The 25,545-nt window shown below is 65.5% G+C and carries 25 protein-coding genes; 10 read left to right on the top strand and 15 right to left on the bottom strand.

What is annotated here, in order from left to right; genetic code table 11:
* Positions 1 to 27 precede the first annotated feature (27 nt).
* Positions 28 to 1,395 (bottom strand): MATE family efflux transporter, encoded by a 1,368-nt coding sequence (locus tag VWN43_RS02095; protein ID WP_320180846.1) that lies wholly within the window; start codon positions 1,393 to 1,395, stop codon positions 28 to 30.
* Between the two features lie 122 nt (positions 1,396 to 1,517).
* Between VWN43_RS02095 and VWN43_RS02100 the strand changes: the two genes are divergently transcribed.
* Positions 1,518 to 2,285 carry a class II aldolase/adducin family protein gene (locus tag VWN43_RS02100; RefSeq protein ID WP_253519087.1) on the top strand — a complete coding sequence of 256 codons (768 nt, stop codon included), beginning with the start codon at positions 1,518 to 1,520 and terminating at the stop codon, positions 2,283 to 2,285.
* A gap of 37 nt (positions 2,286 to 2,322) precedes the next feature.
* The gene (locus VWN43_RS02105; protein ID WP_320180845.1) at positions 2,323 to 2,871 is read left to right on the top strand and encodes a (2Fe-2S)-binding protein; all 549 of its coding nucleotides are present in this window, start codon (positions 2,323 to 2,325) and stop codon (positions 2,869 to 2,871) included.
* Positions 2,872 to 2,903: 32 nt separating this feature from the next.
* On the opposite strand, the gene VWN43_RS02110 is transcribed toward VWN43_RS02105, so the two are convergent.
* Positions 2,904 to 3,938 carry a DUF6607 family protein gene (locus tag VWN43_RS02110; protein ID WP_320180844.1) on the bottom strand — a complete coding sequence of 345 codons (1,035 nt, stop codon included), beginning with the start codon at positions 3,936 to 3,938 and terminating at the stop codon, positions 2,904 to 2,906.
* Positions 3,939 to 3,949: 11 nt separating this feature from the next.
* On the bottom strand, positions 3,950 to 6,214 hold the full coding sequence (locus VWN43_RS02115) for a TonB-dependent hemoglobin/transferrin/lactoferrin family receptor (protein WP_320180843.1): 2,265 nt from the start codon (positions 6,212 to 6,214) through the stop codon (positions 3,950 to 3,952).
* A 146-nt stretch (positions 6,215 to 6,360) separates the two neighbouring features.
* Here VWN43_RS02115 and VWN43_RS02120 point away from each other — a divergent pair, with 146 nt between their 5' ends.
* Entirely contained in the window at positions 6,361 to 6,705 is a 345-nt protein-coding gene (locus tag VWN43_RS02120; protein WP_320180842.1) for an arsenate reductase family protein, read from the top strand.
* Here VWN43_RS02120 and VWN43_RS02125 read toward each other — a convergent pair.
* A complete protein-coding gene (locus tag VWN43_RS02125; protein WP_320180841.1) occupies positions 6,702 to 8,054 on the bottom strand; it encodes an MFS transporter in 1,353 nt (450 codons plus the stop codon). The two genes, VWN43_RS02120 and VWN43_RS02125, sit on opposite strands and share 4 nt — an antisense overlap.
* Positions 8,055 to 8,175: 121 nt before the next feature.
* Between VWN43_RS02125 and VWN43_RS02130 the strand changes: the two genes are divergently transcribed.
* Entirely contained in the window at positions 8,176 to 8,784 is a 609-nt protein-coding gene (locus VWN43_RS02130; RefSeq protein WP_420493539.1) for a class I SAM-dependent methyltransferase, read from the top strand.
* Here VWN43_RS02130 and VWN43_RS02135 read toward each other — a convergent pair.
* Positions 8,781 to 9,605, bottom strand: a complete 825-nt coding sequence (locus VWN43_RS02135) for a glycerophosphoryl diester phosphodiesterase membrane domain-containing protein (protein ID WP_320180840.1) — start codon at positions 9,603 to 9,605, stop codon at positions 8,781 to 8,783. The genes VWN43_RS02130 and VWN43_RS02135 overlap by 4 nt on opposite strands.
* 59 nt (positions 9,606 to 9,664) lie before the next feature.
* Here VWN43_RS02135 and lipB point away from each other — a divergent pair, with 59 nt between their 5' ends.
* On the top strand, positions 9,665 to 10,336 hold the full coding sequence (gene lipB, locus VWN43_RS02140) for a lipoyl(octanoyl) transferase LipB (protein WP_330768030.1): 672 nt from the start codon (positions 9,665 to 9,667) through the stop codon (positions 10,334 to 10,336).
* A complete protein-coding gene (locus tag VWN43_RS02145) occupies positions 10,333 to 10,650 on the top strand; it encodes a hypothetical protein (RefSeq protein ID WP_320180838.1) in 318 nt (105 codons plus the stop codon). Before lipB ends, VWN43_RS02145 begins: the two co-directional genes overlap by 4 nt.
* Here the strand turns inward: VWN43_RS02145 and VWN43_RS02150 are convergent, their stop codons facing one another.
* A complete protein-coding gene (locus tag VWN43_RS02150; protein WP_320180837.1) occupies positions 10,651 to 11,526 on the bottom strand; it encodes an HpcH/HpaI aldolase/citrate lyase family protein in 876 nt (291 codons plus the stop codon). It lies immediately after the preceding gene.
* Between the two features lie 30 nt (positions 11,527 to 11,556).
* Entirely contained in the window at positions 11,557 to 12,669 is a 1,113-nt protein-coding gene (locus tag VWN43_RS02155) for an alkene reductase (protein WP_320180836.1), read from the bottom strand.
* 53 nt (positions 12,670 to 12,722) lie between these two features.
* On the opposite strand from VWN43_RS02155, the gene VWN43_RS02160 reads away from it, so the two are divergent.
* The gene (locus VWN43_RS02160) at positions 12,723 to 13,628 is read left to right on the top strand and encodes a DMT family transporter (RefSeq protein WP_320180835.1); all 906 of its coding nucleotides are present in this window, start codon (positions 12,723 to 12,725) and stop codon (positions 13,626 to 13,628) included.
* 3 nt (positions 13,629 to 13,631) lie between these two features.
* On the opposite strand, the gene VWN43_RS02165 is transcribed toward VWN43_RS02160, so the two are convergent.
* The 6 genes from VWN43_RS02165 to VWN43_RS02190 all read right to left on the bottom strand — a co-directional run bounded on the left by VWN43_RS02165 (position 13,632) and on the right by VWN43_RS02190 (position 20,594).
* Positions 13,632 to 14,948, bottom strand: a complete 1,317-nt coding sequence (locus VWN43_RS02165; RefSeq protein WP_320180834.1) for a DUF2254 domain-containing protein — start codon at positions 14,946 to 14,948, stop codon at positions 13,632 to 13,634.
* Positions 14,949 to 15,006: 58 nt separating this feature from the next.
* The gene (locus tag VWN43_RS02170; protein ID WP_320180833.1) at positions 15,007 to 17,124 is read right to left on the bottom strand and encodes a prolyl oligopeptidase family serine peptidase; all 2,118 of its coding nucleotides are present in this window, start codon (positions 17,122 to 17,124) and stop codon (positions 15,007 to 15,009) included.
* Between the two features lie 24 nt (positions 17,125 to 17,148).
* Positions 17,149 to 18,135, bottom strand: a complete 987-nt coding sequence (nadA, locus tag VWN43_RS02175) for a quinolinate synthase NadA (protein WP_253519027.1) — start codon at positions 18,133 to 18,135, stop codon at positions 17,149 to 17,151.
* 65 nt (positions 18,136 to 18,200) lie between these two features.
* Positions 18,201 to 18,977 carry a hypothetical protein gene (locus VWN43_RS02180; protein ID WP_320180832.1) on the bottom strand — a complete coding sequence of 259 codons (777 nt, stop codon included), beginning with the start codon at positions 18,975 to 18,977 and terminating at the stop codon, positions 18,201 to 18,203.
* A 70-nt stretch (positions 18,978 to 19,047) separates the two neighbouring features.
* Entirely contained in the window at positions 19,048 to 19,737 is a 690-nt protein-coding gene (locus tag VWN43_RS02185; RefSeq protein WP_320180831.1) for a DUF4230 domain-containing protein, read from the bottom strand.
* Positions 19,722 to 20,594 (bottom strand): MBL fold metallo-hydrolase, encoded by an 873-nt coding sequence (locus VWN43_RS02190; protein WP_320180830.1) that lies wholly within the window; start codon positions 20,592 to 20,594, stop codon positions 19,722 to 19,724. The genes VWN43_RS02185 and VWN43_RS02190 overlap by 16 nt, the downstream gene beginning before the upstream one ends.
* 62 nt (positions 20,595 to 20,656) lie before the next feature.
* Here VWN43_RS02190 and VWN43_RS02195 point away from each other — a divergent pair, with 62 nt between their 5' ends.
* A complete protein-coding gene (locus VWN43_RS02195) occupies positions 20,657 to 22,120 on the top strand; it encodes a glycerol kinase (RefSeq protein WP_320182141.1) in 1,464 nt (487 codons plus the stop codon).
* Here VWN43_RS02195 and VWN43_RS02200 read toward each other — a convergent pair whose 3' ends face one another.
* Positions 22,121 to 22,576 carry a DUF1465 family protein gene (locus VWN43_RS02200; RefSeq protein WP_320180829.1) on the bottom strand — a complete coding sequence of 152 codons (456 nt, stop codon included), beginning with the start codon at positions 22,574 to 22,576 and terminating at the stop codon, positions 22,121 to 22,123.
* Positions 22,577 to 22,667: 91 nt separating this feature from the next.
* Positions 22,668 to 22,877 (bottom strand): YdcH family protein, encoded by a 210-nt coding sequence (locus VWN43_RS02205; protein ID WP_253523001.1) that lies wholly within the window; start codon positions 22,875 to 22,877, stop codon positions 22,668 to 22,670.
* A 165-nt stretch (positions 22,878 to 23,042) separates the two neighbouring features.
* Between VWN43_RS02205 and VWN43_RS02210 the strand changes: the two genes are divergently transcribed.
* Together VWN43_RS02210 and ptsP are read left to right on the top strand one after the other, a co-directional pair.
* Positions 23,043 to 23,198, top strand: a complete 156-nt coding sequence (locus tag VWN43_RS02210) for a YdcH family protein (RefSeq protein WP_253519010.1) — start codon at positions 23,043 to 23,045, stop codon at positions 23,196 to 23,198.
* A gap of 70 nt (positions 23,199 to 23,268) precedes the next feature.
* Entirely contained in the window at positions 23,269 to 25,539 is a 2,271-nt protein-coding gene (gene ptsP, locus VWN43_RS02215) for a phosphoenolpyruvate--protein phosphotransferase (RefSeq protein ID WP_320180828.1), read from the top strand.
* Positions 25,540 to 25,545 lie beyond the last annotated feature (6 nt).

The following is a 25,545-nucleotide window of genomic DNA, read 5'->3' on the forward strand; positions in this document are numbered from 1 at the left end:
GATGCGAACGGCTATGGACGAGGATGGTTAACTATTGGTTTGGGCGGCGGCGCCCTTTTCGGACGGTGCGCGCAGCACGCGCCAGACGATGAACGCGGCCAGCGCCCCGCCGGCGAGATTGGCGACCAGTTCGGCAGCATAAATCGCGGGCGAGCCCCAATATGCGCGCAGCAGCCAGCCGAACGGCAGCATCACCAGGAACACGCGCGCGGCGCTCTGCGCGAGGGCGAAGCCCGCCTTGTCGACGGCATTGAGCGCGCCATTGGCCACGATCAGCAGGCCGAAACCGGCATAGCCCCACACCGAAATCGCGAGATAGCGGGAGAATTCCTCGATCACTGCGGGATCGTCGGTGAAGATGTCGGCAAACCAGTCGCCGGTAAAGAACAGGACCAGCGCGATTGCGAGGCCATAGCCGATGCAGAACAGCCCCGACCACCACATCGCCCAGCGTGCCCGATCGGGGCGGCGCGCGCCCCAGTTCTGTCCAACGATCGCGCCGATCGATCCCGACAGGGCAAGCAAGGGCACGACCGCGAAACTCTGCAGCCGTCCGGCCGCACCGAAACCTGCCACCGCGGCCTCGCCCTGGTTGGCAAGCAGCGCGGTGAGGACCGACAGGCCGATCGGATTGATCGCGTTCGAAAAGGCGGCGGGCGCGGCGACCGAGAGGATCGCCTTGCTCGAAGCGCCGACATCGCAATCGCGGATCGCGGCGGGGTGGATGTGCAGTTTCGCGCCGCGGATCAGCCACAGCGCGACGAGGATGGCGATGAAGAACCCGGCAATCGTAGCATAGGCGGCCCCGGCGATACCGAAACCGGCAATGCCGAATGCGCCGGTGATCAGGATCGGATCGAGCATCCAATTGGCCACCGAATAGGTCAGCGAGACATAGCTGGTCTTGCGCGCCTCGCCCTGTCCGCGCAGCACGCCGTTGAGCCCCATCTGCAGCAGCATGATCGGCAGCCCCAGCGCATAAGGGCGCATGTACTGGCCGATCAGCGGGAGCAGGTTTTCCGACGCCTGCATCAGCCGGAACAGCGGATCGAGCAGCAGATAAAGCCCCAGCCCGAGGACGAGCCCGGCGCCCAGCGCGAAGACCGCGCCGAAATTCGCCCGCCGCTCCGCGCGCGGCACATCGCCTTCGCCCAGCGCGCGGGCGATAACCGAATTGATCCCCACCATGACGCCGACGCCAAGGCTCGAAAGCGCGATGGTGATGGGGAAGATGAAGCTGACCGCCGCCAGTTCCTGCGCGCCCAGCTGGCCGATGAAATAGGCATCGATCAGCCCGACCGACATGATCGCCGCGACGCCGAAGATCATCGGCATCGTCTGGCTGACGAGATGGCCGCGAATGCTCCCGCGGGTGAGTTTGGCCATCTCGCTCATCGCGGGCGGCGTTAGCGGGGCGGGGCTGGCTTGCATAGCGCCAAGTCCTGCCGTCTTGCGGACTCGCGCCCGGCCGTGCGATACAGGTCCTCAAACAAAACCCCTTACGGAGAGAGCTTGCCATGGCGACGCAAATGAAGACCCGCGATTTCGAATGCAGCGATGCCGAATGGCAGGCGCGGCAGGATCTTGCGGCATGCTATCGCATCTTCGACCATCTCGGCTGGGGCGAAAGCATTTACAATCATATCTCGGTGGCGGTGCCGGGTGAGGAAAACGTCTTCCTGATCAACCCTTTCGGGCTGCTCTACGACGAGGTTACCGCGTCGAACCTGGTCAAGATCGATGTCGAGGGCAACAATGTCGGCCCGTCGCAATATATGGTCAACAAGGCGGGCTTCACGCAGCATGCCTATTTCCATGAAAAGCTGGGCACCCGCGCCAATGCGATCTGCCACGTCCACACGACTGCCACGATGGCAGTGTGCAGCCATAAGGACGGGCTGGTGCCGACCAATTTCTACGCCTGCAATTTCCAGGGGCAGATCGGCTATCACGATTTCGAAGGCGTTACCGTCCGCAGTGAAGAAGGCGAACGGCTGGTCCAGAACCTTGGCGATCATTCGATCCTGATGCTGCGCAATCACGGCCCGGTGGTGATGGACAAGACCATCCAGGGAATGTTCGTGAAGATGTGGGCGCTCCAGCGGGCGTGCGAAATCCAGGTCGCGACGCTCAGCCAGGGCGAAGCCAATGTGATCTCGCAGGAGGTGGTCGACGTGCACCAGCGCGACCTGTCGGTGATGCAATCGCAGGGCGGCGCGGGCGTGTTTGATTTCGAAGCGTGGAAGCGCCGCGTGTCGAAGATCGACGACAGCTGGAAATCCTGAACCCGGCCACAGGCGCAGGACGTAAGGCACGGCGCGCATGACCGGAATGACCGTCAACGGGAAGCCGCTCCGCTTCCTGATGGATCCCGACACCCCGCTGCTGTGGGCGCTGCGCGATGCGGCCAACCTTACCGGCACCAAGTTCGGCTGCGGCGAGGGTGATTGCGGCGCGTGCATGGTCCATGTCGATGGCGAGGCCCTGCGCAGCTGTTTGATCACCATTGCCGAAGCCGAAGGGCGCTTCATCACCACGATCGAGGGGCTGAGCCGGGACCGCTCGCACCCGGTGCAGCAGGCGATGGTGGCCGAACAGGCGATCCAGTGCGGCTATTGCACGCCAGGCATCGTCATGGCGGCGAGCGCGCTGCTCGCCAAGAACCCGGCGCCGTCCGAAGCCGAAATTAAAGCGGCGATCCCCAATCTGTGCCGCTGCGGGGTTTATCCGCGGCTGGTCCGTTCGATCCAGCGTGCGGCGCGGGTGACGCGGCGGACCGAGACGATCAGCGCCGCACCCGCGCCCGGAATCAGCGCCGGGGACGCCGCGCAGGAAGTCCCCGCAATCAGCGCCCCAGAACCGCGCGAATAGCCGGGCGCGCAGCCGCGCACCCGGCCATCGGATCAATATTCGCCGTTGGCCTCGGCCACTTCAGCCGCCGTTGCGGCGCCTTCGGCAGTGGCCTGGGTGATAAGCTGCCGCGCCTCGGCGATGGCATCGGCTTCGCTCAGCGCGCCATCCTTGATCTCGTTGGCGATGGTCAGCAGGCGGCCCGAGATGACCGTGCCGGTCTGCGCTTCCTCGGCAATCGCGATCCCGCCATTGGCCTCGGCCACCGCGTCCCATTGCGTGCGCACGGCTGCCCAGTAATCCGCGGTCGCCGCCCAGTATTCGTCGGCGGCGGCGACATTGTAATCGTCAAACCGGTCATAGGTGTTGAGGACATATTCCTGCACCACCGGCGCCAGACCATCCTCACCCGCACTGTCGGGCATCATCTTGGTGTTGTCCTGCCAGTGGATCCAGCCGGTCGGGGTCAGCTGGTGGCGGTTGATCGACGCATAACGATCATAGACCGGGTCGCGCACCGCATCGCGGCGGGCAAGCGGGCGCCACGTCCAGTTCGAACGCCAGCGGCGGATGCCCTGGCTGTCCTGCCATTCGCCCCACCCGGCATAACGCGGGCTATCATCGACCTGATAGACCGTCTGCGACCAGCGGCCGTTGCGCAGCCGTTCGGGCATTTCCATCCATTCCCAGCTGTTGGGGCCGGTATAGGCGAGGATTTTCTCGGGCTCGTATTCCCAGTCCTGGCGCCAGTGCTTTATAACGAATTCCTCGCCCTCGGACCCGACCACCAGCAGGTGCTGGAGGATGATCTTGGTGCCGGTATCCTCGATCACGCGGACCGATTCGTGCCCGCCCGAAATCTTGCGGTCGAGCGGTTCGTAGCCTGCCATCCACGGGGTCGATTCCTGCATGTCGAAGCGGACCTTGTAGTCGCCTGCCATGTTCAGGATGGTGGCGCGGTCGCGCTCGAATTGCGCGGTTTCGACCGCTTCGCCGCGGTCCGCAATCGGGCCGTCGGCCAATGCGGGCGCGGCGACGAGTGCGGTGGCGAGAAGGGCGGTGCGGAAGAAAGTTCGTACGTTGGTCATGGTGTCCTCCCTCAGAACTGGAAGCTGAGCGAAACGCTCGCATTGCGGCCGGGCCGGGTATAGGCGTCGGTCGTGGTGGATGTGGCCGAGAGACCCCTGACGTCCTGCCAGTAGGCGTATTTCTCGTCGAAGATGTTGAAGATGCCCGCGCGCAGTTTGAACGCGTCGGTTACGGCGAAGAAAGCCGTGGCATCGAGGATGGTGAAGGCATCGGGGCGATAGCCGCCGTCGGTCTCGTCGAGCGGTTTGCGTGCGTGATGCGTTGCGATCAGCTCGCCGCCGAAGCGGCCTTGCGGCTCGCGATAGCCGATGCCGACCACCAGATTGAGCGGGTCGATCGTGTCGAGCGGGCGGGGTGCCGCGCCCGGGGACAGGATGTCGCCATCGGCATAGGCGATCGCGAAGCGGCTGTAGAAGCCGTTCTCCATGCGGAAATTCGCCTTGGCCTCGACGCCCTCGATCTCGACCGCATCGTAATTGACGAACTGGTACTGCGCCGGGTCCATCGGGGTGAACGACCCGCCCACGACCTGCTGGCTGATGAAATCGTCATAGTCGGCAGTGAAGGCGGCAATTTGCAGCGACACTGCCTCGGTCGAGAACTTGATCCCGGCTTCCCAGCTCTCGCTGGTTTCGGCGCCCAGATCGGGATTGGGCAGCGAGGTGTAGCCGTAGGCCAGGTTCTCGAAGAAGTTGTTCACCTGGTACGGTGTCGGCGCGCGGAAGCCCTGGGCGTAATTGCCGTAGAGCAGGACGTCGTCCGCCAGCTTCACCGTCACGCCCAGCTTGGGCGACAGGCGATCATCGCTCTGCGCGGAGCCAGCGAAATCGGGCAGCAGCGGATCGTCGGTCGGATCGAGATCGTAGAAATCGTACCGCAGCGCGGGAAACAGCGTCACCGCCCCGTCGAGGAAGGTGAATTCGGTGGCGAGGAACACGCCGCCCAGCATGAAGTCGGTGGCAGGGAAGGCGCGCGTGGGGAACACCTCGCCGAACGGCGGTTCGGTCCCGTCGCGCAGGCCCTCCTGCCGCGTCCAGCTGACATCGCCGCCAAAGGCGAGCGTGGTGCGGAAGGCATCGCCGCCGAACACGCTACGGGCTTCGGCGGAGAAACCATAGACTTCGTTTTCGAAGGTGTTCAGCCGCTCGCGATCGGGGCGCGGTGTGGCGCTGACGGGCGAGCGGTCCTCATCGGTGAACTGCACGTCTTCGCCCGTCTGGTAATAGGCTGCGGCATGCGCGTAGTCGATCGCGCCTTCGCCGACATAGGTCCAGTCGATCGACAAGCGGCCGCGTTCGGTAGTGTCGAGTGCGGTCAGATCGTCGACGATCCAGCTGGGGAAGGGGCCGAAGAGGAAGGCCGGACCCTGCCCGGAGAGGACATCGGTGGCGACTTCGGTCTCGAGATATTCGCCCGACAGGCGCACCCGGTGCGCGCCGGTATCCCACACCAGCTTGCCGAGAAATGCGTTGGAAGTCCCGTCCTGCGGGTTCGGTAGCGTGCGCCCGCTACCCAGGCCGTCCACTTCGCCCGCGTTTTCCAGCTCGTGGAAATCGCGGCGGGTGTAGGACAGCATGGCCGAAAGATCGCCGAACAGGCCTGCGATCGCCGCGGTTTCGGTGAATTCCTCGTCGGCGCTCGAATAGGAGGCGCGGACAAATCCGCCGAACCGCTGGCCCGCTTCGACGAGATCGACCGGGTCGCTGGTGGTGAAGCTGATCGCGCCGGCCAGCCCGTCGCTGCCGTATAGTGCGGAAGCCGGACCGCGCAGGATCTCGACCGATTTGACCAGCGAAACATCGGTGTAGCCGCCGCGCCCCGCATCCTGCGCGCCAAAGGAAAAGCCCTGCGGGCTGCGGATGCCGTCGACCTGGATGAGCACGCGATTGCCGCCGATGCCGCGGATGATGAAGTCTTCGTTGCGCGCGCGGCCAGTCGCACCCAGCGCGGCACCGAAGCGGGCGGGCGCGCGGCGCACCGATACACCGGGTTCGTAGCGCACGAGGTCCTTGATGTCGGTGGCCAGTTCATCGGCGATCTGCTCGTCATCGATCACGGTGATCGTGGCCGGTGCGTCCTCGATCTGGAGCGGGGTGCGCGTGGCCGTCACCACGATCTGGTCGTCTCCCGGCAAATCCTCCTCGGCAGCGATAGCCAGCGCCGGAAGGCTCGCTGCGGCAAGCGCGGCGAGTGCCGAGCCCAGCTTGAATGTGGCCAGCCGCTGGCGTGCAGCCATGCCGGAGGCGCGCCCAGTGCGTTCGAATGTCGATCCCATGATTTTCCCTGTTGATGCTGTTTTGCGTCCGCTGCGCTGATATTGCGAGTCAGTCGCATTTGCAAGAAGTCTCTGGGATTTTCGACACTGCCCTCTTTTCGTCGGGGTTTGGCTGGCGTAGCGAGCCGGAAAAGGAGATCGGACCGATGAAAGCGACTATCTGGCACAATCCGAAATGCGGCACTTCGCGCAAGACGCTGGCCATCCTCGAGAACCTGTCGCGGGTCGAGGTCGAGGTGATCGAATATCTGAAGGATCCGCCGAGCGCGGAAAAGCTGGCGCAGCTCTACAAGGATGCGGGCACCACCCCGAACGCGGGCCTCCGCCTGCGCGGAACCGATGCGGCGGAGCGCGGCATGCCCGAGGCTTCGGCGGAGGATGTGCTGGCGGCAATGGCGGCCGACCCGATCCTGATCGAGCGTCCGCTGGTCGAAACCGACAAGGGCGTCCGTCTGTGCCGGCCGCAGGACACCGTGCTCGAAATTCTCTAGCGGCGGTCCTGCGTCAGCGCAGCGTCGGCTTGCAGCGCGCGAGAGCCATAGACGAACACGATCGCGCATAGCGCCACGATCAGCCCGAAGCCAAGCCAGTCGGAATGGCTGTAGAGCCAGACGCCAAGCGCGGGCGCATAGATGAAGCTCGCGCCCGCAACCGAGGCGGTGACCCCGCCTGCCTGGCCCTGCTCGGCGCGGGTCACCGCCAGCGATGTGCCTGACGTATTCCCGGGTCGGAACAGGCCGAAGCCAAGCGAGGCGATCGAATATCCCAGGGCGATGGTATGAATGGTCTGGCCCAGACCGAGGACCACCGTACCCGCCGCGGCGATGGCGATGCCCCATAGCGAAGCCGCGCGGGGCCCGAGGTCGAGCCGCGGGATGAGCCCCCATTGCGCCAGCAGCGTGGCAATCGCGCCCGCCATGAGCACCAGCCCGACAGGTCCGGCCCCCGCTGCGGGATCGCCGCGCAGCCCAAGGCGGTCGAGCACGAGAAAGCCCGCAATCCCCAGGATCATGGCCTGCGCATGCCCGCCCAGCAGGCCGGAGATGACCCAGGGACGCAGGCGCGGTTCGAACCAGCGCAGCTTACCCGGCGCAGGCTCGTCGCCCTCGTCCTCGTCCTTCGAAACCTCGGCAGTCGGGCCGCCCGAATAGGGCGCATCATAGGCGCTGCCGCGCGCGGCGAATTGCGGCTCGTCATCGGGCAGTCGCAGGCGCAGCGCGATCAGCGTAACCAGCCCGATCAGCGCGAAGACCAGGAACGGCCCGGCAAGGCCCAACACGGGCATCACCATCAGCGGCGCAAGTGCGGGGCCGATCACCGTGCCGAGCCCGAAGCTCGACGCAATCAGCGACAAGGCTTGCGTGCGTTCCGAACGCGGTGTGCGGCTGGCGACATAGGCCTGGACCGCGGGCGGCGCGGCGCTGCCGAACCCGCCATAGAGGCTGCGCGCCGCGGCAAACAGCATCAACGCCCAGAATGCCGGGAGGATACCCGCCAGCCCCAGCCACAGCATGAGCCCGCACAGCAGGAAGCTGGCGATGAAGCCGAGCATGCCCAGCGCCATCATCGCCTTGCGCCCGCGTTGGTCCGATTTCTGCGCCCAGATCGGCGCGCAGATCACCCACAAGAGCGCCGACCAGCTATAGGCGAGGCTGATCCACACATCGTTCACGCCCAGCGAAGTGCCGATCGAGGGCATTACCGACTGCATCGCGGTATTGCCCGCCGCGGTGGTCAGCATGACCGCGAACAGCAGCGCCATCCGCCCGCGCGGAATGGTGCGCGCAGGGGGCGCCGGCGGCGGCGGTGCCAGCGGGGCGGTGGGTTCGACATCGGCCATCGCCAAGGCGGTAGGCGCGCGCTCGGCTCCTTGCAATGGTGCAGCGGGACTGGCAAACCGGCGCCTTAGTGAAACAATCACAGGGTACGCGATTTTGACCGGACATCAGGGCGTTGGCACCATTTCGCGGCCCCGGCTGCGTACACGCGCGGCGCGTTTCTTCGGCCAGTGGGGGGTGTTCTTCCGTGGCTTTGTCGAAGAACCGCGGATGGTTGGCTCGATCATCCCGTCTTCGCGCTTCACCATCCGCAAGATGCTCGCCCCGGTCGACTGGGACCAGTGCGAGGTGTTCGTCGAATACGGCCCCGGGGTCGGCACTTTCTGCCAGCCGGTGCTCGACCGCTTGCGGCGCGACGGTACGCTGATCGTGATCGACACCAACCCGCTCTATGTCGATTATCTGCGCAAGCATTTCCGCGACAGCCGCTTCCATGCGGTCCACGGATCGGCCGCCGATGTGGTCGAGATCGTCAAGGCACATGGCCATGACGGCGCCGATTACGTGCTGTCGGGTCTGCCCTTTTCGACCCTGCCTGATGGGGTCGGCCCCGCGATCGCGCAGGCGACCTATGACGTGATCCGCCCGGGCGGGGCCTTCCTTGTCTACCAGTTCTCGGCCAAGGCGCGCGACTTCATGGCGCGCCATTTCCGCCGCATCGATCGCGGGTTCGAACTGCTCAACGTGCTTCCCTGCCAGCTCTTCTGGGGCTGGAAGGATCGCGAAAGCTAGTCTTCGGCGTCGGGCTGCGGGGCGGTAGCCAAGCGGCTGAACTGCGTGTGCACCGCTGCCATCACACACACCATCAGCACGAACATCACCGCGTTGAGCAGCCCCGATACGATCGCCTCGCCCAGCAGCGCGCCTTGTTCCCCGGCAAGCGCGAACACGAGGCCGAGGACCAGCGAGACGACCGCCGATACCACGATGAAGGCGACCGTCAGCAGCAGGTAGAACAGGAACAGGCGCATGCTGTTGCCGCGGGTCAGCGACCACGAGCGTTGTAGCGCCTTGACCGGGTTGAGCTGCCCCTCGATCGCAATGACCGGGGCGGCAAGCGACAGCTTGGTCACGATATAGCAGGTGATGACGAAAGCGATGATCCCGCCAAGCACCGCAAGCGCGCTCAAGCCGGTGAGCGCGCCGACGGTCAGAAGCAGCGTCGCGACGATCACGATCAGCGCGGTCTGCAGCAATTGCGCCGCGATATAGCTGGGGACCGAGCGCGCGCCGGTCGCCAGCGCTTCGCCCACGGTTGGGTTGGCGCGTCGCCGGACCAGTGCCAGCATCCCCAGCAGTCCGACGCCCTGGATCAGCGCGAGCAGCAGGAACACCCACCAATATTCGAGATACAGCTCGGTCACCGCCGCCATCACGACTTCGAAGTCACCGCCTGCCTGCGCGCTTTGCATAGCGCCCATTTCGGGCACGGCGATCATGAACCCGGCATAGGGCAGGAAGAAGAAGACGCCGGCCAGCACCGCCAGCAGGCCAAAATTGCGTGACAGCAGCCCCATGGTGTCTTTCCACGCGGTGTCGAGATCGAATTTCATGCAGCGGCTCTCCCGTTTGCCTCTTGATAAGCGCTTCGCCAGTCGCCACGCAATCGTGCATGTCGTCTGCACCCCCCGAAACCGTCGAATGGCGCGCCGAGCCGGGCCGCATCGGCTATCGCGATGCGCTCGACGCGATGACCGCGCGCAATCGTGCGATCGCCGAGGGCGAGGCGCGCGAGATGGTGTGGCTGCTCGAACACCCGCCGGTCTATACCGCGGGGACCAGCGCCGATGGGGCCGAATTGCTCGACCCGCGCTTCGAAGTGGTCGAGGCCGGGCGCGGCGGGCGCTATACTTATCACGGGCCGGGCCAGCGGGTCGGCTATGCCATGATCGACTTGCGCGAACGCGGACGCGACGTGCGCGGTTTTGTCCATGCGCTTGAAGGCTGGGTGATCGCCACGCTGGCCGATATCGGCGTGACCAGCTGGCGCAGTGCGGGCCGGGTCGGCATCTGGACGAAGGATGTCGACGGGCGCGAAGCCAAGATCGGCGCCATCGGCGTGCGGGTGCGGCGCTGGGTGACCATGCACGGCTTCTCGGTCAATCTCGCGCCCGATCTGTCGCACTTTACCGGCATCGTCCCCTGCGGGATCGAGGAGTTTGGCGTGACCAGCCTCGAACGGCTGGGAATCGATCTTGCGCCCGCGGCCTTCGATGAGGCATTGCGGGCGCGCTTCGGGGATTTCCTCGCGGCGCTCGAAGGAAAGGCCAACGCGCTGCCATGATGATACGTTCGGCTCTCTTGCTTGTCGCTGCCACCGCGACCCTGTCCGGCTGCGGGGACGACGCGCCCCCGGCGGAGACCGAGGTCGAGGCCGAACGCAATGCCAAGGGTGAAGTTATCGGCGGAACGATCAGCGATGCGATGATCCCGCTCGACCGGCTGCGCTCGCAGTCGCCGCCGGTACGCGAAGCGCCGAGCCAGCCGTCCGCTGCGGGCCCAGCCAGCGATGCGCCGGCCGAACCCGAGGAAGCCAGCGAACCTGCGCCTGCTCCGGCGGCCGCGCAAGAAGCGGGCGACGACCCCGCCGGGGACTAGTCAGTCCTCGCCGAGCAGCCGCCTGGCGCGCTCCAGATCTGCCTGGTCGACGCGGCGCTCGCCAACCGACAGCGAGATCGCCCCGGGATTGGTCGCAAAGGCCGAAACGATCTTGTGCGCGTCGGAAATTTCGCTCTCGAGCGGGGCGAAGGCGGCGTTGATGCCCTCGACCTGCCCCGGATGAATGGCAAACATCCCGGTAAAGCCGTCCGCCCGCGCCGCATCGGCGATACGGGCCCCCGCTTCACTGTCGCGAATATCACGGAACGGGTGTTCGATGGCACTGATCCCGCGGGCATGGGCGATCAGCAGGATTTGCGCGCGGACCTGCGCCAGCGCGTCTCCCCACCGCCCGCCGGGCCCGCGTAGGCGGCGCGCGCCGATGGCATGGGCCAGCCCGACTGCGTCCCAGGTCAGAGCCGACACGCGCGGGTGCAGCTCGTCGGCGAGCCGACGGATCGTCAACGCGCCGGCAGGGGTCGAACCCAGTTCGGGCATGATCCGCGTGATGTTTGCCGCCAGCCCGAGCCGGTCCTCGAATTCGTACAGTACCGAAGCCAATTGCCGGATATCGTCCGCGCCGCGGCAGTGCGACAGCACGATCCCGTGCGGCGAGCCATCCATCGCGGCATCCAGATCATCGCGCCAGTGCGGGGTGCCGAGCGCGGGGATGCGCACCCAGCGTTGGAACTTGCGCTGCGCCACCAGCTGTTCGCGATGCAGCCGCAGCCAGGTCGTCGCGGCGATCCGTGCGGTGGCCTGCTGGGCAGCACGAAGGGGCCGGGCGAGGTCGATGACCACCGCCTCGGCCCCCGTGCCCGCTGCCGAGCCGATCGCCTTCTCGTTATCTGCCGGGATGAGTATCCACGACCGCATTCAGCCTCCGAAGTGTCGCCGCACGGCGACTCACTCGGCCGCAGCTTGCTCCTGCTTAGTTAGCATCGGGTAATCGATGTATCCGGCAGGTCCCTGACCATACCAGCTATGCGGCACATTCACATTCGGCGCAATCTCCGCGCCCGTCCGGAAGCGTGCCGGCAGGTCGGGATTGGAAATGAAGTCGCGGCCCCAGCTGATCGCGTCGGCCCGGTCGGCCTCGAGATCGGCCACGGCACCCTCGGGCGTGTAATCGCTGTTGAGCACCAGCGCGCCGGTATAGAGCTCGCGGATCAGCGGGCTCTGCTTGGGAACGTCGGTGCTGCCGAAGGTGCCGTCGGGGCCCGGTTCGCGCAGCTCGAGGAAAGCCACGCCAAGTTCCTCGATCACCCGGGCGGCGGCGCCGAAGGTGGCTGCCGGGTCGCTATCGTCGCAGCCCTGCGTCTCGCCATTGGGCGACAGGCGGACGCCGACGCGGTCCGCACCCCAGACATCGACCAGCGCGGTCAGCACTTCGCGCAGGAAGCGGCTGCGGTTTTCGGGGCTACCGCCATAATCGTCATCGCGCAGATTGGTGCTGTCGCGCAGGAACTGGTCGACCAGATAGCCATTCGCCGCGTGCAGCTGGACTCCATCGAAGCCGGCCTTCTTCGCGTTCTCGGCGGCATGGCGATAGTCCTCGACCACGCGCGCAATTTCATCGACCGACAGGGCCCTCGCGGCTTGGTGATCCTTGCGCCCTTCGAAGGTATGCGCATGACCCGGCGCGGTGGTCGCGCTGGCGGACACCGGCGGATTGCCGCCGAGGAAATCGGGGTGCACCAGACGGCCCATGTGCCATAGCTGGAGAACGATCAGCCCGCCTTCTGCATGGACGGCGTCGGTGATCGGCTTCCAGCCTTCGACCTGTTCGTCGCTCCAGAGCCCCGGTGCGGCGGGCCAGCCGAGGCCTTCGACGCTGATCCCGGTGGCTTCGGAAATGATCAGGCCGGCACTCGCCCGCTGGCGATAGTACGTTTCCATCATCTCGTTGGGGACCGAGCCGGGCTGGGTCGAGCGGCCGCGGGTCAGCGGCGCCATGAAGATACGGTTCTTCGCTTCGAGGGCACCCATGGTGAGCGGCTGGAACAGGCTTTCGTGCATGCGGGCAAATCCTTTTTGCTAGCGCGTGTTGGCCATTGAGCTAGGGGCGGGTCATGGGCAGTGCAACCGCCACACCGGACAAGAATGGCTTTCAGGCAAGTGCATGGCACTTCGCCGCGCTGGTCGCGGGAAACATCGCGCTGGCGCTGGGTCCATGGCTCGTCCGGCTGTCCGACACCGGCCCCGTCTCCGCCGGTTTCTGGCGGCTTCTGCTGCCGCTCCCGGTGCTGGCGCTGCTCGCCTGGCGCGGCCGTTCGCCGGGACCGATCGACGGGCGGCTGGTGCTGCTGTGCCTGCTCGCCGGCGCGTTTTTCGCTGTCGATCTCGCCAGCTGGCATGTCGGGATCGAGCGGACCCGGCTCGCGAATGCCACGCTGTTCGGCAATTCGGGCAGTGTGATCCTGATGGCCTGGGGGATCATCGCGGCGCGGCGTGCGCCGTCGGGGCAGGAAGGGGTAGGCGTGCTCGCAGCGCTGGTCGGCGCGGGCATATTGCTGGGCCGCAGCCTCGAGATTTCCGCGACCACCTTCGTGGGCGACCTGTTCTGCCTCGCAGCGGGCATCTTCTATGCCTTCTACCTGCTTCCCGCCCAGCGGGCACGCGCCGCGCTGGGGCCGTGGGCAGTGCTGCTGCTGGTCAGCCTCATCGCGGCGCCGCTGCTGCTCGCCATCGCGCTGGCTGCGGGCGAACCGGTGTGGCCGGGCGAGGCGGGGTGGACGCCGGTACTGGTGCTCGCGCTCAGCAGCCAGCTTGTCGGGCAGGGCTTGCTGGTCTTCTCGCTGCGCCATTTCCCGCCGCTGATCATCGGGATGGCGCTGCTGACCCAGCCCGCCATTGCCGCCACGGTCGGCTGGCTGGCTTTCGGCGAATTGCTGGCACCGCTCGATGTCGTCGGCATGGTGCTGGTCGGTACCGCGCTGGTACTGGCGCGCGCGGGGCGGCCGGGCCGGGTTCGCTAGCCCCTACCAGAAGACCTTGTTGAACCGTGCGACGTGACGCTCGAACCGATCGAGATCCGGGCCGACAAGCACCAGCCGCGTTTGCCGCGCAAGCTTGTCGGCCTGGTCCTTGAGCAGCGTCTGGCGCCGCTCGTCGCGAATCGGCACCGCGGCATTGGCAAGCGTATCGAGCATGACTTCCGCTGCAGTGGGCGAACTCGCTACCCCGCTGCGGATCGCGCCGAACCCGCGGCTTACGTAGTGGGCGAAATCGTCGGGCAGCGGGATCACCGGACAATCGTCGCAATCCTCGCCGCAGATATCCTTGCGCAAGTCGCGCCGCCCGATCTCTGCGGTCGCGGCACCCAGCCAATGGAGCGCGGTGATCGCGGTGAAGGGATCGTTGATCCCGGGCGACAGCGCGCGCAGCCCGATCTCGACCAGTTCGTCGATCAGGAATTGGGGATCCTGTTCGGGTGTCCGGGTGGAGCCGAGCGTGAAGCAACCGCGGATGCGTTCATCGATGGTCGCGGGATCGCAGCCATCGACATCCAGGAACGGCATGTCGCGATGGACGAAGTCGCCCGTGCGCACGCGTAGCGAGATGGTGCAGCCGCAATCGCGCGCGATCTTCACCAATTCGTCGAAGTCCACCAGCTGGACATAGCCCGTGCCGCGTGCGGTCAAGGGTTTGCCGCCCTTGGGTTCGACTGCTTCGTAAAACTCGTCTTCGACCGGATAGGTCTCGCGGACCGCCTCGAGCAGCCGTTCGCCGATACCCTTGAGCACCTTGTTGATGCGAATGCTCGACGGGATATGGTTGAGGAAGAACACCAGCACCGCGACGCACAGGCCCATCAGGACATAGGCGACCAGCAGCGACAATTGCGGGGTAAAGCCGGGCAGGGCGGTGGCGGTGGCATCGGCCAGCGCGGCGGGAGTTTCATCTTCGGCCCGCACCGCGCGCAGCACGATCAGCGCATAGACGAAGCTGCCGATGAAGGTCGCCAGGCTCAACTGGTTGCCGCAATCCTCCATGAAATTGGTCAGCAGCCGCGGACCGTAATTGCCGCTGGCATAGGCGACCGCGGCGATAGTGATCGAAAACACGGTCGAGGCGACGCCGATCATGCTCCCCGCCATCACGGTGAGCATGTCCGCCGCCCCCTTGGGGCGCGCGGGCACGATCCAGTCGACTTCGTTGAGGAATTCGGCCAGCCCCGCTCGGTCGAGCCAGACCATGATGAACGCCAGCGCGCCCGCCATGATCGAGAACAGCGCCGGATAAAACCAGTAATTCGCGTTCAGTCGTGCCCAGAAAAAGCGTATGTCGGCGGTCACGCACCCATCCCCTGCCAGTTGCGGTCAGGGGATGAACGCGCGAAGCCCATCTCCGTGCCTAGTCCGCTCCGCTACCGATCTCGCGATTGAGATAGGCGAGCAGCAATGCGGCGCGCTTGGCGTCTTCCTCATGGTCCGATCCGACCGAATGGCCGCCCTCGCGGTACTCGTGATAATAGAAGGTCTGGCCCCAGGCTTCGTGCTTGGCCGCCGCCTTGCGCGCATGGCCGGGGTGCACGCGGTCATCGAGCGTCGACAGATAGTAGAACGCCGCGGGGACGTCGGGCGTATCGCGCATGTTCTGGTAGGGCGACCATTCGCGCATGAAGGCCCAGTCCGCCGGTACGTCGGGATTGCCGTATTCGGCCATCCACGATGCGCCCGCGAGCAGCTTGTTGTAGCGCTTCATGTCGATCAACGGACTGCCCGAGATGATCGCGCCGTAGAGATCGGGGCGCTGGTTCGCGACCGCGCCGACCAGTACGCCGCCGTTTGAGCGGCCCGATGCGGCGATGCGGCCCGGACTGGCCAACCGGTTGGCGACGAGATCGTCGGCCACTGCATGGAAATCGTCGAAGCTGTTCTGGCGCTTCTCGCGCAGCGCGTCTTCGTGCCAGCGGGGCCCGTATTCACCGCCGCCGCGGATATTGGCGAGGACATAGGCATTGCCGCTTTCGACCCAGAAGAGACCCAGCGGCCCGCTGCGATAGGGTTCGGCGGTCAGATACTTCGGCGTCTGCGCCGCGCGGAACCCGCCATAGGCGTGGATCAGCGTGGGCAGCGGCCCTTCGGCGCCTGCGGGACGGACGAGGTAATAGGGCACCTTGGTGCCGTCTTTCGACGTGGCAAACTTCTGCTCGACGCTGAACTTGCTCGCATCGAACTGTGCCGGCTCGCTCGCGATGGCGACGGGCTCGCCCTCGCTCGGCACGGCATAGAGCGTGGGCGGGGTCAGCATGCTTTCCACGGTGACGAAAGCGGTGTCACCCGTACCGCTGGTCTCGGCAATCTGGATGGTGCTGTTGGCGGGCAGGTCCATTGCGCGTTCGGTCCAGCCGGTGGCGTCGGGTGTCAGCTCGATGAGCTTGCCCGAGACATCGTCGAGCACCTTGACCCACAGCTTGTTTTCCGACGCCGCGACCTGTTCGACCGCCTGCGTTTCGCTCGGACGGAAGACCGCAAAGGGCTGCGGATCGCCCCCGTCGAGCACGTCGTCGAGCGACCAGGCGAGCAGGGCGCCCGGCTGTTCGGTGCCTGTAGATGTTTCCATCGGGGAATTGAGCTTGCCGATCACAAAGCCGCCAAGCACCGCCTCGAACTCGGCATCCTCGGGCAGTGGCAGCGGGACGGTGTCGCCATTGTCGGTCACCAGCGCATATTCGCTGGTCCAGAAGCTGGGGCCGCGGCGCACGAAACGGTAGCGGGTCTCACCGTCGAGCACCGAGAAACCGTTCATGCTGATATCGGTCTGTTCGCCCTCGGCAATCAGCCGGGCTTGCGCAAAATCGGTTCCGCGCTCCCACAGTTTGACGAGACGCGGATAGCCCGAATCGGTCAACGATCCGGCGCCTTCGTCGGTGCCGACGAACAGCGTGTTCTCGTCATACCAGGCGACATTGGACTTGGCTTCGGGAAGCGTGAACCCGCCTTCGACAAAAGCGCCGGTCGCGATGTCGAACTCGCGGACCACGTCGGCATCGGTGCCGCCCGGGCTAAGCGAGACCAGGCAGCGGGTGTAATCGGGCGCAAGGCAGTTGGCGCCGTGCCATACCCAGCTCTGGCCCTCGTCCTCGCCAAGCTGGTCGACATCGATGAGTGTGCGCCATTCGGGGGCGCCCGCCAGATAGCTGTCGAGCGTCGCGGTGCGCCACAGCCCGCGCGGATTGTCCGCGTCGCGCCACAGATTGGTGACCTGATCGCCCATGATCGCATCGGGCATGGCGATCTGGCGCGTATCGTCGAGGATCTGCCTGGCCCAGGCCTTGGCCAGCGGATATTCCGCCTGCGCGGTCAGCACCGCTTCGGTATCGGCATTCCACTGGTCGACCTTGGCCAGCGCGCGCTCACCCTGGATTTCCTCGAGCCAGATATACGGATCCTCCGCATCGCTCCCCTGCGCCGTAATCGGTGCGGCGGCGAAAACGAGCGCGGCGGCCAGCGCCAGACGTGCGACCATCAATTCTCTCCCTGAATTAGTATCCTAGACGCGACCCAGATCGCCCTTGCCGATCGTGCCGCTGGCCATTTCGAGCATGCGGTCGAGGCTCTGCTTGGCCTTGAGGCGCAGGCCTTCCTCGATCTCGATCCGCGGTTCGAGATCGCGCAGGCAGGCGTAGAGCTTTTCCATCGTGTTGAGCGCCATGTAGGGGCAGATGTTGCAGCTGCAGTTGCCGTCGGCACCGGGCGCGCCGATGAAGGTCTTGTTGGGCAGCGCCTTTTCCATCTGGTGCATGATGTGCGGCTCGGTCGCGACGATCAGCGTGTCGCCTTCGAAGGTCTCCGCGAACTGCAGTATGCCGCTGGTCGAACCGACGTAATCGGCATGATCGACGATGGTCGGTGGGCATTCGGGGTGCGCGGCGACCGGGGCGTCGGGATGCTGCGCCTTGAGCTTCAGAAGCTCGGTCTCGCTGAAGGCCTCGTGGACGATGCACACGCCCGGCCACAGCAGCATCTCGCGGTTGAACTTGCGGCTCATATAGCCGCCCAGATGCCGGTCGGGGCCAAAGATGATCTTCTGGTCTTCGGGGATCTGGCTGATGATTGTTTCCGCGCTGGAGCTGGTGACGATCACGTCGCTCAGCGCCTTAACCTCGGTCGAGCAATTGATGTAGGTCAGCGCGATATGGTCGGGATGTGCTTCGCGGAAGGCCCTGAACTTGTCCGGCGGGCAGCTGTCCTCGAGGCTGCAGCCCGCGTCCATGTCGGGCAGCACCACGATCTTTTCGGGGCTGAGGATCTTGGCCGTATCGGCCATGAACTTCACGCCGCAGAAGGCGATGACATCGGCATCGGTTTCGGCGGCTTTCTTGCTCAATTCCAGACTGTCGCCAACGAAATCGGCAAGGTCCTGGATATCGGCAGTCTGGTAGTAATGCGCGAGAATGATCGCGTTCTTCTCCTTGCGGAGGCGATTGATCTCGGCGAGCAGGTCCTGGCCGGTCGGCAGGTCGGTCTGTGCGGTCATGTGGGGTCCCGTCTGCTGCGTTTGGGGCGCTTATAGACTGAACGGCCCGGAAGGCGAGGGCGTTCCTACATTGTGAAGCCGGGCGGCAGAAACGCCTCCATCGGACGCAGTTCGCCCGGCGTGTCCGCGATCACGCTGCTGGTAATCGCCATCCCCGTCTCCGAATGGGCCAGCACCAGCGACAGGACGAAGACGGCGGCGTAGATGCCGAGGCCCCACAGATAGGCGGGATGCACGCGTCCGTTGGCGCGCTTGTCGGCGATCATGCCGATCAGCGGAAACACCATCGTAGCCAGCGTGGTGATCGTCCAGGCATGCGGGATCATCAGCGGCAAGGGCAGGATCCGGCCGAGACCGGGTCCGGTCAGGATCGCCATCGCGCACAGCATCAAGCGCCGGTGCCAGCCGGTGTAGCGCCGCCTACGCAGTGCCCAGAAGGCGAGGCCGCCGAAACACCACAGCAGCATCATGTTGCTCCACAGGAACTCGCTCACGTGGAAAAAGAACGGCCCGCCGGTGCGCCGCGCGACCACCACCATCAGCACGCTGCCGAAGACCAGCATCAGCGGGATCCAGAGATAGGCGATCCGGCCAAAACCGGCATGCCATGCCCATTGCCCGCGCAGCGCGGTGACGTGCTGCATCAGATAGATCCCGATCCAGCCCATGAAGACCGCGGCATGCAGGTGATAGGTGGCGGGAACCGCGAAACTGGACCGGCCCATCGCCAGCTGGAGGGTGAAGCCGCCCACGATCACCAGCGCCATGACCAAAGCCATGACAAAGAAAAACCGCGTCTGTTCGCGCGGCGCTGCAACCTGCGGCGGATGAATGGTCGCCATGATCCCGTATCTCCTCCAAAAACGCGACCTGGCTATTTTTGGAGGAGGTTACCCGGCGGTTCGCGGAGCGTCAATTTCCGGGCGCGGCTTCCCCGTCGAACCGGACTGCCACCGTCACATCGCCATAGCCGGCAATCTGCAACGGAATGGCGAGGTTCTGCCGCACCGCATCCTTTGCGGCCTGCCGTGCAAGCGCGAGGACTTCGGGGTTCTTGGCAAAGGCGGCGGCCTTGCGTTCGGCCTGCTGCGAATTGTTGCGTGCAAGGTCGGCGCTCGCATCACGGCTGACATAGGTGCCTTCGGTAAAGGTTTTCTGCGCCGCCTCGTCGAGATTGGGCCGTGAGATACGCAGCGGGGGCAGGATCACCGACAAGGTTTCACTCTCGGCGTCCCAGGCGAACCGGTCGCGGTCCATGCTGGACAGGTCGAGGCGGTATTCGACCGTCGCTGGAATGATCGCCGCCTGCCGGCTTTCGAGCAGGTCGATATTCAGCACGCCGCGCCGGTCGACGCTCTCGGCAACAACCTCGAAGCGGCTGGAAAAGACGGTTAGCGAATTCTGCTTCTCGAACGCCAGCATCGCGCTGCCCACCGGGTCGCCTTCTTCCTCGTAGAAGAAGGCCCGCCAGCCGAGCCAGGCGACTGCCGCAAGCAGAACGATGACGATCAGCCACGGCACCGCCTGGACGCGCGCCAGCGGGCGCTCCTCGCGCAGTTCAGGTGCGATGGTTTGTACGGCGGGTTTCAGATCGTCTGCCATGTATTGCCCGAACGGGCGACGAGGCCGCGCTGTTCCAGATCGATCAGATGCGCGGTCACCGACATTTCGGCCGCCTTGTGCAGTTTGGGGTCGAGGCCCTTGTACATCTTGCCGACGAAATCGGGGGCTTCATGCGGGCCTTCACCCAGCAAGCGGACAATCTGGTTCTCGCGCTGGCGGCGGTGGCCGATCATCCCGCGCACCAGCTGGCGCGGCTTGTCGACTGCTTCGCCATGCGCGGGGTAGAACACCCGGTCCTCGCGCCCATAAAGCCGCTCGAGGCTCTTCATATAATCGCCCATGTCGCCATCGGGCGGGATCACGACGCTGGTCGACCAGCCCATGATATGGTCGCCGGTAAACAGCGCGCCGCTTTCCTCCAGCGCGAAGCAGAGGTGGTTCGACACGTGTCCGGGCGTGGCGACCGCGGTCAGCGTCCAGCCGGGACCGGTCATCTGTTCGCCATCTTCCATGACCCTGTCGGGTTCATAGGTGCGGTCGAATGAGGCATCGGCGCGCGGGCCGCTGTCGTCGAGCACCAGCGGCGCGCAGCCGACAATCGGCGCACCCGTGCGCGCGGCCAGCGTCTTCGCTGCGGGCGAATGGTCGCGGTGCGTATGCGTGCACATGATCGCGCAGACGTGTTCTTCGCCGATCGCGGCATCGAGCGCGAGCAGGTGCTCGGTCTCGTTCGGGCCGGGATCGATCACTGCGCAGCCATCGCCGATACCGACGATGTAAGATTGCGTCCCGGTGTAGGTATAGGGCGAGGGGTTCGGCGCCAGCACGCGCCGCACCAGCGGCTCGAGTTGCATCGCCTTGCCGGTCGGCCACGGTTTGGGAGGAGGTCCAGCCATGCCCTTGCATATGGGGACTAGGCTGCGCCATGTCACGTCTCGCCGCTTGCATGGGAGACAGCATGGCCGATTGCATCCTCGTCCTCGACGCCGGGACCACCTCCACACGGGCCATGATGTTCGCCGCCGACGGCACGATGGAAGCGGTCGCGCAGCAGGCGCTGACGCAGCATTATCCCAGGCCCGGCTGGGTCGAGCACGATGCCGCCGAGATCTGGGACAAGACGCTCGCCTGCGCGCGCGAAGTGACCGGAGACGATGTCGGCCGGATCGGCGCCATCGGCATTACCAACCAGCGCGAGACCGTGGTGGCCTGGGACCGCGAGACCGGCGAGCCGCTGGCACGTGCGATCGTGTGGCAGGACCGGCGGACTGCGGGTTTCTGCGCAGACATGAAGCAATATGGCCACGAACCGGAAGTGCAGCGGCGCACCGGCCTGCTGCTCGATCCCTATTTCTCGGGCACGAAGATGCGCTGGATGCTCGACCATGACGAGGGTGTCCGGTCGGCCGCGCAAACCGGCACGCTGGCCTTCGGCACGGTCGAGAGCTGGCTGGCCTACAAACTGTCGGGCGGCGCGCATCTGAGCGATGCAAGCAATGCCAGCCGCACACTGCTGCTTCCGCTCGACGGGGCGCAGTTCGACGAGGATCTGTGCGAACTGTTCGGCGTGCCGCGCGCCGCCTTGCCCGAAGTGGTCGATACGCATGGGCAGTTGGCGACCTGCGATGCGCAGTGGCTCGGCGCGGCGGTTCCAATCTGCGGGCTGGCGGGCGATCAGCAGTCGGCGACGATCGGGCAGGGGTGCCTTGGTTTCGGCGAAACCAAGGCGACCTACGGCACCGGGGCCTTCGTGCTGACCAATATGGGGCAGGAAATCCCGCGCTCGGAGCATCGGTTGCTCGGCACGGTGCTCTATCAGCAGGACGGTGTGCGGACCTACGCGATCGAGGGTTCATGCTTCGTCGCGGGCAGCCTTATCCAGTATTTGCGCGACCAGCTTGGCCTGATCGGCAGCGCTGCCGAGACCGAGGATCTGGCGCGCTCGATCGAGGATAGCGGCGAGGTGGTGATCGTGCCCGCACTTGCCGGGCTGGGTGCGCCGCATTGGAACCCCGATGCGCGCGGGGTCATTTCGGGCCTCAGCTTTGCCAGCGGGCGCGCACAGATCGCGCGCGCGGCGCTCGAGGCGATGGCGCACCAGACGCATGATCTGGCAAGCGCCTTCGCGGCGGACGGGGCCCCCTGGTGCCGTCTGCATATCGACGGCGGGATGAGCGCCAACGACTGGATGGCGCAGGACTTGGCCGATATTCTCGATCTCGAAGTCGAACGGCCCGATTTTGTCGAGACGACCGCGCTCGGCGCCGCCATCCTCGCTGCTGTCGGATCCGGGATGCAGGATAGTCTAGAAAGGGCCGCGCAGGCCATGCGCGGCGGCGGAAAAACGTTCAATCCGCAGATGACCGGGGACGTGCGCGAAGCCCGCCTTGCGCGTTACGCGCGGGCACTGACCGCCGCCTGATCAGCCGGTGGCAAAGGCCTGCGCGATCCGCCCTTGCAGCGAGGCAACCGGCGTGGCTGCCACGACTTGCGAGCGCCGGTGGCGATCGAGCCGTGCCACGCGCGCATGCAGCCGCTCGCTGTCCTCGATCAGCGCCCGGGTGCTCGGTTCGAGCCGCGCAAGATTGTCCGCATCGGCTTCGCGTTCCTCGGGCAGGGTGCCGCACCGCTCAAGCTGCTGCTCGGACAGCTCGCCCGCCATATAGGCACGCTGGTTGAGCAACCACGCCAGTACGTGCATCAACCGGGTGGTCGCGCGCAGCCCCTCGATCGACAGCGCCACGCGCGTCAGGTCGTCGGGATCGGCGCTGGTGTCTTCACAGCGCAGGTCGAAAGCCGCGCGCGCATCATCGGCGAGCATAAGCGCTGCGCTGTAGAGATCTTCGATGATCTCTTCGTTGATATCGCGGGCCGACATGCGCTTTTATTACGCATTTCGCGTCATTCCTTCCAGCGGATTAACCACGGCGCCGCTCGCATGACAGCGGGTGCGACGCAAGCTGCGGGAATCAGGCGATAATATCTGGCAGCAGCACATCCTCGATCGCGGCGATCCGATCCTTGAGCACGAGCTTGCGCTTTTTCAGCCGGGCCATCTGCAACTGGTCGGTAAAGCCCCGCTGCTCGCCCGCGTGAGTCAGTGCCGCGATCGCGACATCGAGATCGCGATGCTCGCTGCGGAGCAGCGCGAGCCTCTTGCGCAGTTCCTGTTCGTTCACGCCGACCTTTCCGGACAATCGCCCCTCGCGACCGCTTTGTCGCATGCCCACAACAAGGCTCTTTGTAAATTGGCAATCCTGTGGTTTGTTACCTGGTCTGCGGCTCGTTCCGCGCAAGCGTACGAGTCGCTCCTGGGGTCAAACAACCGTCAAGGAGACAACCCGATGCAATCATCCCATGTCGACGCGCTCAAAGCCAAGCACGCCGGTCTCGAGGTCCGCCTGCACGAGGAACAGATCCGACCGGCACCCGACATCGCGATGATCCAGCAGATCAAGAAGCAGAAACTCCGGATCAAGGAAGAGATCGCTTCCTGCTGACGATGGCAAACGGGGGGCGGGGCCACGTGCCCCGCTTCCGCCCGACCAGTTATTTGCTATAGGCTGAGGCATGTCCGCAGTTGCTTCCGCCCGCCAGATACTTACGCGCCTGCACGAGGTCATGGCCGGGCGTACCCATGCACAGCACAAACTCGACCGCGTGGTCGAGATCATCGCCGAGAGCCTGTCGAGCGAGGTCTGCTCGATCTACCTGCTGCGCGAAGGCGCGCTGGAGCTGTATGCGACGCAGGGCCTCAATGCCGAAGCGGTCCACGTCACGCGGCTGGCCGTGGGCGAGGGCCTGACCGGGACCATCGCCAACAATATCGAAACGCTCAACCTGGCCGAGGCCAAGGCCCACCCCGATTTTGCCTATCGCCCCGAGACGGGGGAGGAAAAATTCCATTCCTTCGCCGGCGTGCCGATCGTCTACCGCGAACGCGCAGTGGGCGTATTGTGCGTCCAGCATGTCGATCCGCGCCGCTACGAGGAAATCGAGATCGAGGCGTTGCAGACCACCGCCATGGTCCTGTCGGAATTGATCGCGCACAAGGAACTGGTCGATGGCGAAGGGCCGATCGACCTCGAGGTTACGCATGTCGAGAATGATGTGCTCGAGGGACTGGCTCTGGTGAAAGGCCTTGCGGCAGGCCACGCGGTTTTCCACCAGCCGCGGATCGAGATCGATCAGGTCGTGGCCGAGGATATCGAAGCCGAGCGCCAGCGCGTCTATCGCGCCTTCGACAAGATGCGCGACCAGATCGATGCGCTCGGCAAGGAAGCGGAATTCGGCAAGGGCGGCGAGCATGTCGAAGTGCTCGAGACTTACAAGATGTTCGCCTATGACGAAGGCTGGAGCCGCCGGATCAACGAGGCGATCGACAGCGGCCTGACCGCCGAGGCGGCGATCGAACGCGTTCAGCAGCGCACCCGCATGCGCATGCGCGAAATCGACGATGCGCTGCTGCAGGACCGGATGCACGATCTGGAGGACCTCTCCAATCGCCTGCTGCGGATCGTGTCTGGCCAGCTTGGCACCGCGGCGACGCAGGGGCTGCGGCGTGACACGATCCTGTTCGCGCGCAATCTCGGTCCGGCCGAACTGCTCGAATACGACCGGCGCCGGCTCAAGGGTGTGGTGCTGGAGGAAGGCTCGCTCACCGCTCATGTCGTGATCGTGGCGCGCGCCATGGGCGTACCGGTACTGGGCCGCGTCACAGGTATTCGGACGCGGGTTGCCGAAGGCGACGAGGTGATCCTCGATGCCGACAGGGCGCGGGTCACTCTACGCCCCAACCAGCAGGTGCTCGAGGCATTCGAGACCCGCTTCGCCAGGACGCGCGAAAAACAGGCTGCCTACGCCGAACTGCGCGATGTCGAACCCTTTACCCGCGATGGGACGCGCATCACCGTGATGATGAATGCGGGCCTGCGCGACGACATGAGCGCGCTGGCGATGAGCGGCGCGGACGGCGTCGGCTTGTTTCGCACCGAATTCCAGTTCCTGGTGTCCTCCACCCTCCCGCAGCGCGACCGCCAGATGCGACTCTATCGCGATGTGCTCGACGCGGCGGGCGACAAGCCGGTTATCTTCCGCACGGTCGATATCGGCGGCGACAAGGTGGTCCCCTATCTCGCCAATGCCGTGGCCGAGCGGGAAGAGAATCCGGCGATGGGCTGGCGCGCGCTGCGGCTTTCGCTCGAACGCGAAGGGCTGCTCAAGGCCCAGGCGCGGGCGCTGCTCGAAGCCGCGGCGGGCCGCACGCTTTCGGTGATGTTCCCGATGGTCAGCGAGCCATGGGAGTTCGATGCCGGGAAGAAAGTGTTCGACGAACAGCTCGCCTTCCTGCGCGACCGGCGCAAGCTTGTGCCCGAAACGATCGAATATGGCTGCATGCTCGAAGTGCCGGCCTTGGCCGACATGCTCGACGTATTGGCGCCCAAGCTGTCTTTCATCTCGGTCGGGACCAACGATCTCACGCAGTTCCTGTTTGCAGCCGATCGCGCCAACCCCAAGCTGGCGGAGCGCTACGACTGGCTCAGCCCGGCTATTCTGCGCTTCCTTGCACGCGTTTCGCAGACGCTGGTCGGGCAGAATGTCCGGCTTGGCATCTGCGGCGAAATGGGTGGGCGGCGGCTCGAAGCGCTGGCGCTGCTGGGGATCGGCTATCGGCGGCTATCGATCACGCCCGCCGCGGTGGGCCCGATCAAGGAACTGGTGCGCAAGGTCGATCTGGCCGAACTGACCGAGCATATGACGCGCCTGCTGGCATCCCCGCCCGAAGACATGCGCGCCGAGTTGCACAAATGGGCCAGCGAACGCGATATCGATCTCGACTGATTTCGT

Origin of the sequence: Qipengyuania sp. HL-TH1, from assembly GCF_036365825.1 — a bacterium.
Classification (GTDB): domain Bacteria; phylum Pseudomonadota; class Alphaproteobacteria; order Sphingomonadales; family Sphingomonadaceae; genus Qipengyuania; species Qipengyuania profunda.